General features: G+C 68.6%; 5 protein-coding genes and 2 pseudogenes. 3 read left to right on the top strand and 4 right to left on the bottom strand.

Features of this window, described 5'->3' with window-relative positions; translation table 11 throughout:
• Positions 1 to 129: 129 nt before the first annotated feature.
• On the bottom strand, positions 130 to 1,203 hold the full coding sequence (locus MBEBAB_RS14135; RefSeq protein WP_021698668.1) for a hypothetical protein: 1,074 nt from the start codon (positions 1,201 to 1,203) through the stop codon (positions 130 to 132).
• A gap of 93 nt (positions 1,204 to 1,296) precedes the next feature.
• A pseudogene (locus MBEBAB_RS14130) lies at positions 1,297 to 2,231 on the bottom strand (ribose-phosphate pyrophosphokinase).
• 203 nt (positions 2,232 to 2,434) lie between these two features.
• On the opposite strand from MBEBAB_RS14130, the pseudogene MBEBAB_RS14125 reads away from it, so the two are divergent.
• The 3 genes and pseudogenes from MBEBAB_RS14125 (at position 2,435) to MBEBAB_RS14115 (ending at position 5,865) form a co-directional block, all read left to right on the top strand.
• Positions 2,435 to 3,267, top strand: a pseudogene (locus MBEBAB_RS14125) (outer membrane protein assembly factor BamD).
• Positions 3,268 to 3,361: 94 nt separating this feature from the next.
• Complete coding sequence (gene recN / locus MBEBAB_RS14120; protein WP_021698665.1) at positions 3,362 to 5,062, top strand: DNA repair protein RecN; 1,701 nt, start codon at positions 3,362 to 3,364, stop codon at positions 5,060 to 5,062.
• 245 nt (positions 5,063 to 5,307) lie between these two features.
• On the top strand, positions 5,308 to 5,865 hold the full coding sequence (locus tag MBEBAB_RS14115) for a hypothetical protein (RefSeq protein WP_021698664.1): 558 nt from the start codon (positions 5,308 to 5,310) through the stop codon (positions 5,863 to 5,865).
• An 18-nt stretch (positions 5,866 to 5,883) separates the two neighbouring features.
• On the opposite strand, the gene MBEBAB_RS14110 is transcribed toward MBEBAB_RS14115, so the two are convergent.
• Entirely contained in the window at positions 5,884 to 6,705 is an 822-nt protein-coding gene (locus MBEBAB_RS14110; protein WP_021698663.1) for an MBL fold metallo-hydrolase, read from the bottom strand.
• A gap of 184 nt (positions 6,706 to 6,889) precedes the next feature.
• Positions 6,890 to 7,432: an NUDIX hydrolase gene (locus tag MBEBAB_RS14105; RefSeq protein WP_242397185.1), complete on the bottom strand. Its 543-nt coding sequence runs from the start codon at positions 7,430 to 7,432 to the stop codon at positions 6,890 to 6,892.
• Positions 7,433 to 7,712: the final 280 nt, after the last annotated feature.

Genomic DNA, 7,712 nt, shown 5'->3' with positions numbered 1-7,712 from the left:
ACCGCCGCGCAAAACGGCCCGCGCGGCGGGGGTCGAAACCCTCGAATTCAAGAGCGCGGGTCATTACACGCTTCGTTTCCGAAGCGCAACCATGGCCGCGCGGAAAGGCGACGGGCCGTCGCCCGACGATCAGTTGGGAGACGCGGCTCCGTTCTCGATCGCCTCGGTGGATGTGGCCGCGGCGTCAGCCGCGACGGGCGTGGACTGCGCCATGCTGGTGGGAAGAATCACCGGCTCGGGGGTGATCGCCTCGGCCGTGCAGGTGGCCAGGTCGCCGACCACGTGACGTCCGGCGCAGAACATGTGCTCGTAGTGCGGACGCGCGGCGGCGATGCACTGGTACAGATTCAGCTTGGACATGCTGAGGCAGAACTGGCTGTTGCGCTCCAGAGTCAGGGCCTCGGTGTTGGCGCGCCATTCATCGCCGCCCGCGCCGAGAGCGGCCATGGCGGCGATGGCCAGGGCCTTGGCCACGGCGGGGGTGTAGGGGGGCTGCAGCGCCTCGGCGCTGACGTTCAGGCCGTTCCCGTCATGGGCGGCGGCGAACAGACGGGCCGCGTCCTCGGCCCCGGGAAGCATCTGGGCTTCGGACAGCCGCCTGACGGTCTCCAGCCGCAGATCCCGGTCCGGCACGGCCTGCTGGGCCCAGCGGCGGCGCGGGTCGTTGCGTTCCTGGATGGTGTAGGCGTCCTCGGCCACCACATGGGCGATGGCGGCCAGCGCCTCCGAATCGGAGCGGAGCGTCGCCACGATCAGGCCCGCTGCGTCCGCGGCGCCCGGAAGCTGGGCGGCGTAGGCCGGGTCGGCCTGGATGCGTTCGATCACCTGGCGTCGTTGCTCGGGGTCGACGGCGTAGGTGCGCACGCCCTCCACGAAAGCGGTCGACTGCAGGGCCAGGATCGCGCCGTAGGCGATCATGCCGCGCGACAACTGGTTGGATTCATAGGCAGCGCCGCGGTTCATGATCATTTCGATCGTGGCGGCGTCGGTGATGGCCGGATCGATGGTCCGGGCCTCGCGCATGAAGGCCACATAGACCGCAGCGGCCTCTGAAATTCCGCTGTTCAGCGCCAGCGCAGGGGGCGGCGGAGGCGGAGGCGGAGGCGGCGGGGCCTCAGGCTCTGGCGTTTCGCAACTGACCAGAACAAGGGCGGACAAGGCTGCGGCCATGCCGAGGCCGCGACGTACAAAAGCCTGCTGCATCAAGCGATCCTTAAGACGGGACGCGAGACGCCCCCCAAATCCGGCGTCCGACACTGAAGTCCTTATACCGCCCCTGATTTGGTTTTTCGATCGTTAATCGAACAGCTTGGAGACAGACTCCTCGTTGGCGATTCGCCGGATGGCCTCGCCGATCAGGGGAGCGATGTTGACCTGCCGAATCTGGCTGCAGTTGTTCACTTCCAGCGGCTGTTCGATGGAATTGGTGATGACCAGCTCTTTCAGGACCGAGGACTCCACGCGGTTGACGGCCGGGCCGGACAGAACGCCGTGGCTGATGTAGGCCGACACCTCCGCGGCGCCCTTCTCGATCAGCGCCTCGGCCGCATTGACCAGGGTGCCGCCCGAATCGACGATGTCGTCGAACAGGATGCAGCGGCGCCCCTCGACGTCGCCGATGATGTTCATGACCTCGCTCTCGCCCGCCTTGGGCCGGCGCTTGTCGACGATGGCCAGGTCCGCATCCAGCCGCTTGGCCAGGGAGCGCGCGCGCACCACCCCGCCCACATCGGGCGAAACGATCATCAGTTCGGAGGTCTTGTCGTAATTCTTGCGGATGTCCTGGGCCAGCACCGGGGTGGCGAGCAAGTTGTCCGTGGGGATGTCGAAGAAACCCTGAATCTGACCGGCGTGCAGATCCATGGTCAGAACGCGATCCGCGCCCGCCCGGGTGATCAGATTGGCCACCAGCTTGGCTGAAATGGGCGTGCGGCCCCCGGTCTTCCGGTCCTGACGGGCGTAGCGAAATAGGGCATGACCGCCGTGATGCGCCGCGCCGAGGCCCGCACCAGGGCGTCGGTGATGATCAGCAGCTCCATCAGGTTGTCGTTGGCCGGATAGCTGGTCGACTGGATGATGAAGACGTCTTCGCCACGCACATTCTCGTCAATGACGGCGAAAACCTCGTTGTCGGCGAAACGCTTGACCTGGGCCCGGGTGAGGGGACCATCCAGGTGATCGGCGATGGCCTGGGCGAGCGTGCGGTTGGAGTTTCCCGCCAGCAGCTTCATGGGCTGTCATCCTTTCGCCGTCATCGGCACGATTACTCGTCGGGCCTTCTAGCAGCCGGCGCGCGTGTAGCAACCCACGCCGCGCCGCATTGGCGTGAACAAATCGCTGGTGTAGAAGCGCCGGACTGTCTTTCAAGCGGCCGCCGGGGGCGGGCGCAGCCATGTGAGGTCGGACTTTGCTTCTCAGGAAATCGCGTTCCGGTTTGTCGACCCGTATCGGCGCCCTGGCCGTCGTGCTGGCCGCGACCACGGCCCTGTCCGCCTGCGCCGGTCGCAACGACCGCCCGCAGCTCGCCTATGAGGAGCGGCCCGTCGATCTGCTCTACAACGCCGGATACCAGCGGCTGGAGCGTGAGCGGTGGCTGGACGCCGTGGCCTATTTCCAGGAAGTCGAGCGCCAGCACCCCTATTCGGAATGGTCGCGCCGCGCGATCCTGATGCAGATGTACGCCTTCTACCGGCAGGGTCGCTATCAGGACGCCATCGCCGCCGCGGACCGCTTCATCCAGCTTTATCCGGGCAGCCCGTCAGCCTCCTACGCCTTCTACATGAAGGGCGTCTGCTACTTCGAGCAGATCGTGGACGTGGGCCGGGACCAGGCCGCCACCGGCCAGGCGCTGCTCGCCCTGCGTGACGTGGCCCGCCGCTATCCGGACACCCCTTACGCCGCCGACGCCTGATCAAGATCGACATGGTCAACGACCAGCTGGCGGGCAAGGAAATGGCCATCGGCCGCTGGTATCAGCGCCAGGAGCAGCCGCTCGCCGCCATCAACCGCTACCGGACGGTGATCGACAACGAGGAATTCCAGCGCACCTCCCACACGCCCGAGGCGCTGTACCGGCTGGTCGAACTGTATCTGACCCTGGGCCTGGACGAGGAAGCCACCCGCAACGGTGCGGTTCTGGGTCACAACTATCCCGGCAGCCGCTGGTACCAGGACGCCTATGTGCTGCTGACCAATGACGGCCAGCGCCCGGGCGTTGAGCCTGAAGGCGAGCGTGAAGGCTGGCTGCGTCGCCTCATTCCCGGTTGATCACGGTCGCGGCCTCGCGAATCTGCTAGTCGGGGGAGGGGACGTTCGCGTCCCGTTCCACTGATGGCCGCCTGACGGCGCCGGACGGAGTGTCATGCTCTCAAGCCTGTCGATTCGCGACGTGGTGCTGGTCGAGGCCTTGGATCTGGAGATCCGGGACGGCCTGACCGTGCTGACCGGCGAGACCGGGGCGGGCAAATCCATCATTCTGGACGCCTTGGGACTGGCTCTGGGCGGACGCGGCGACGCCGGGCTGGTGCGCAGCGGCGCCAAACAGGCCGTGGCCACGGCGGTGTTCAGCGCGCCGGATGATCCCTCCTTCCTCGACATGCTGACCGAGCGCGGCTTCGAGGCGGCGCCGGGCGAGGACCTGATCCTGCGCCGGGCCCTGACGGCGGATGGCCGAAGCCGGGCCTGGATCAACGACCAGCCGGCGGGCGTCACCGCCCTGCGCGAGATCGGCGCCCGTCTGGTGGAGGTGCACGGCCAGCACGAGACCGTCGGCCTGCTCGACCCCAAAACCCACCGGGGCATGCTGGACACCTACGGTGGGCTGGCGGCCGAGCGCGGCGCCGTGGCGGCGGCCCATGACCGGTTGAAGGCGGCCGAGACGGCGCTGGCGAGCCTGCGGGCCGAGGCCGAGACGGCGCGGGCCCGCTTCGAGGAGCTGAGCGAATCGCTCGCCGAACTGGATCGGCTGGACCCGCGGGAGGGCGAGGAAGCCGATCTGGCGGGCGAACGGGCCATTCTGGGCGCGGCGGAGAAAGCGCTGGCCGATCTGGCCTCGGCGCGGGACTCGCTGGGCGGAGACACCCTGTCGCAAAAACTGGCCCAGGCCTTCCGGGCCGTGGAGCATGCCCGCACCCGCGCGGTGCAGTCGGGCGCCGGCGAGGATCACCCGGTGATCACCCGGCTGGCGGCGGCGGGCGAGGCCATCGACCGGGCGCTGGTGGAGGCGACCGAGGCCGTGGCGGCGGTGGACGCGGCGGCGGACGCCTTCGAGTTCGAGCCCGGCAAGCTGGACAAGGCCGAGGAGCGCCTGTTCGCCCTGCGCGCGGCGGCCCGCAAGCTGAACGTCACCGTGGACGCCTTGCCGGCGCAGCGGATCCGGTTTCGCGAGCAGTTGCGCCTGATCGAGGACGGCGCCGAGGCGCTCAAGGCGGCCGAGACCGAATCCGCGGCGGCCCGTGCGGCCTATGACGAAGCGGCGGCGGTGCTGACCGCGGCGCGGCGCGGGGCGGGCGACCGGCTGGCCGCGGCCGTGCAGGCCGAGCTGGCGCCGCTGAAACTGGAGCGGGCGCAGTTCCGGGTGACGCTGGAGCCGTTGCCGGAAGAGCGACGCGGGCGCGAGGGGGCGGAGGCCGTGCGATTCGAGGTGGCCACCAACGCCGGCACCGCCTTCGGCCCGCTGGACGCCATTGCGTCGGGCGGCGAACTGGCGCGCTTCGCCCTGGCCATGAAGGCGGCCTTGGCCGAGCGCGGCGGCGGGGTCCAGCCGGTGATGATCTTCGACGAGGTGGATCAGGGCGTCGGCGGCGCCGTGGCCGAGGCCGTGGGCCTGCGCCTCAAGCGTCTGGCCGACGGCGCCCAGGTCCTGGTCGTCACCCACAGCCCCCAGGTCGCCGCCAAGGGCCACGCCCACTGGAAGGTCCGCAAGGCCGAGATCGAGGGCGAGACGCGCACGTCCGTGGACACCCTGACCGATCAGGCGCGGCAGGAGGAGATCGCGCGCATGCTGGCGGGGGCGGAGATTACGGACGCGGCGCGGGCGGCGGCGCGGGCGTTGATCGGGTGAGGGGCCCCCATGGGCCCGCGAGTCCGGGCTTGCGGAGCGGCAGATCAGGGTTCCTGGCGGACCCTTCCTAAGGGGGTGTTGCGGACGGCGACCAGGCCGATCCGGCCTAGGGCGCTGCGCGCGACCTGACAGCATCGTCGTACGCCAGATTGAGAACTCATCAGGGCGTGCCCGGTGGCATGATCCAGATCAATGCGGGGGATGCGAGTTTCAACGACGTCTAACGTTCACTCAGGATGAGGCGCATGACCAAGGAAGTCGGAATCCGCGAGGCCGTCGGCGTGCTCCGGACGGAAGCGGACCTTCAGGGCGCCATCGATGAATTGTTGAGCTCCGGCTTCGACCGCGCGGAGCTCAGCCTGCTGGCCAGCGAACATGTCATCGAGGACAAGCTCGGCCACCGGTACAGCAAGGTCACGGAGACAGAGGACGATCCCGAAATCCCTCGCACCTGTTATGTGTCGCCCGAATCCGTCAGCGCCGCCGAAGGCAGTCTGGTCGGCGGCCTGATGTATGTCGGCGCCATTGCGGCGGCCGGGGCCGTTCTGGTCAGCGGCGGGGCGTTGGCGACGGCCCTGGCGGGGATGGCCTTGGCCGGCGGCGGCGGCGCGCTGATCGGCGGCCTGCTGGCGAAGCTGGTGGGCGATCGCCACGCCGAGTATCTGCAGGAACAGCTTGAACGGGGCGGCTTGCTCCTTTGGGTGAGGACCTGGAATCAGGAAGACGAGCACCGCGCCGTGGAAATACTGAACCGGCACTCGGGCGCGGATGTTCACGTCCACGGTGCGACGACGTCCTCCTGACAGTCCGACTAGTCCACCTTAATTCCGGGGCGGTTCGAAACGGTTGGCCGGAATGCGGAAGAACACACGCCCATCGGCCTCGGGTTCGGGCAGCCTGCCGCCGCGGATGTTCACCTGCAGCGCGTAGAGCATCAGCCTGGGCAGCGGCAGCGTGGCGTCGCGTTTGTCGCGAAGGGCTACGAAGGCCGCCTCCGACTGGCCGCCGCCCACATGGATGTTCTCAGCCTTCTGCCGCGCCACCGTGCTGAAGCACTCCGGATCGCGCCCGTCGGGACCATAGTCGTGCCCGACGAACACGCCGGTGTCGTCGGGCAAGGCCAGGATCTCCTGAATGCTGCCGTAAAGCGCATGGGAATCGCCGCCCGGGAAGTCGGCCCGTGAGGTGCCCGCGTCCGGCATCATCAGGGTGTCATGCACGAAGGCGTTGCCGCCGATGACATAGGTGATCGACGCCAGCGTGTGGCCCGGCGAGAACAGGACTCGTCCCTCCAGCCCGCCGACCCTGAAGGTGTCTCCAGCCATGAACAGGCGGTCCCATTGCCGCCCGTCGGTGGGAAAGTCGGCGTCCAGACCGTAAAGATCCTTCCACAGCGCCTGAACCCCCGTGACCTTGTCGCCGATGGCGGTGGGAGCGCCCAGACGCGCCTTCAGCCAGGGCGCCGCCGAGAAGTGATCGGCGTGCGGATGGGTGTCCAGTATCCACTCCACCTGCAGGCCTTCATCCCGCACATGGGCCAGGAGGACCTCGGCATTACGGGTCGATGTGGCGGCGGCCTTCTCGTCGAAATCCCACACGGGATCGATGATGGCGCAGGCCTTGGTCGCCGGATCGGAGACCACATACTGCCAGCTGCCGGTCTTCCCGTCGTGCAGGGCCGCGATGTGGCTCCGCCATGCTCAAAGTGCTGCATAGGATGGTTCATCAAGGTCTGAGCTCCATGCGATCGCGATTGCGGCATCTAATGCCACCTTGTCGGCGCCGGTTCCCGCCACCTTTGGTCGCGGCGCCGCGCCCGGACTGCGCCTACCCGTCCAGATACTCCACCCGGTGCCGCCCATGCAGCTGACGCACATAGGGCAGGGGGCGATCCGGCGCGGTCAGGCGCTCGGCGGCTTCGGTCAGGACGAAGCGGGTGATGGCGGGCAGGTCCAGGGTCCGGGCCTCGTCCATGGGGATCCAGGCCACCGTGTCCAGCTCCTCGGTCGGGCGCGCGGCGGGCACGTCCAGCAGGGCCTCGGCTGACGCCATGAAAAACCGGGCGTCGAAACGGCGGGTGCGGCCCGGCGGGGTGATGGCGCGGGCGATGTAGGTGAGGGCCGACAGGTCGGGCAGGGCGCCGACGGCGCGAAAGCCGCGCCACGGTCCCGCGATCGATGCGGGCGGCGCGGCCCGGGCCAGCCGCAGGCCGGTCTCCTCGAAGGTCTCGCGGATGGCGGTCAGGGCCAGGGCGCGGGCCCGGCGCGCGGGCAGCTCCCGGGCCAGCAGGGCCTGTGACGGTTTCGGCAGATCGCCCGCCGCTCGATGCGGAAATCGGACGGATCGATCCGCCCGCCGGGAAACACCCATTTCGACGCCATGAACACGTGCCCCGCCGCCCGGCGGCCCATCAGCACCTCGGTGCGTCCGCCCGTCGTCCGCGTCACGATCAGGGTCGCCGCATCCTTTGGCTTCATGCGCACGCCGGTGTTCGGCGCATCCTTCAGATCCTGCGCGGCGTCGAAAGGGTGGTTCACTTTTCCATTCCGCTGATCCCCGCGAACGCGGGGATCCAGTTCTGTGTAGCTTGGCGCTCGTGTTTCAGGACGATCGAGCTAGGGATTCCCTGATCCGCTGCAACACCCAAAGC

The organism is Brevundimonas abyssalis TAR-001 (assembly GCF_000466985.1).
In the GTDB taxonomy this organism is placed as follows: Bacteria; Pseudomonadota; Alphaproteobacteria; order Caulobacterales; family Caulobacteraceae; genus Brevundimonas; species Brevundimonas abyssalis.
The sequence above is the reverse complement of the archived record's forward strand: the minus strand, read 5'-3'. Positions and strand labels throughout refer to the sequence as shown.

What these genes read in the sequence shown, in the direction of transcription:
- recN (WP_021698665.1), top strand. Translation starts at nt 3,362, where the DNA reads ATGCTCTCAAGCCTGTCGATTCGCGACGTGGTGCTGGTCGAGGCCTTG.
- MBEBAB_RS14135 (WP_021698668.1), bottom strand. Translation starts at nt 1,203, where the DNA reads ATGCAGCAGGCTTTTGTACGTCGCGGCCTCGGCATGGCCGCAGCCTTG.
- MBEBAB_RS14115 (WP_021698664.1), top strand. Translation starts at nt 5,308, where the DNA reads ATGACCAAGGAAGTCGGAATCCGCGAGGCCGTCGGCGTGCTCCGGACG.
- MBEBAB_RS14105 (WP_242397185.1), bottom strand. Translation starts at nt 7,432, where the DNA reads ATGGGTGTTTCCCGGCGGGCGGATCGATCCGTCCGATTTCCGCATCGA.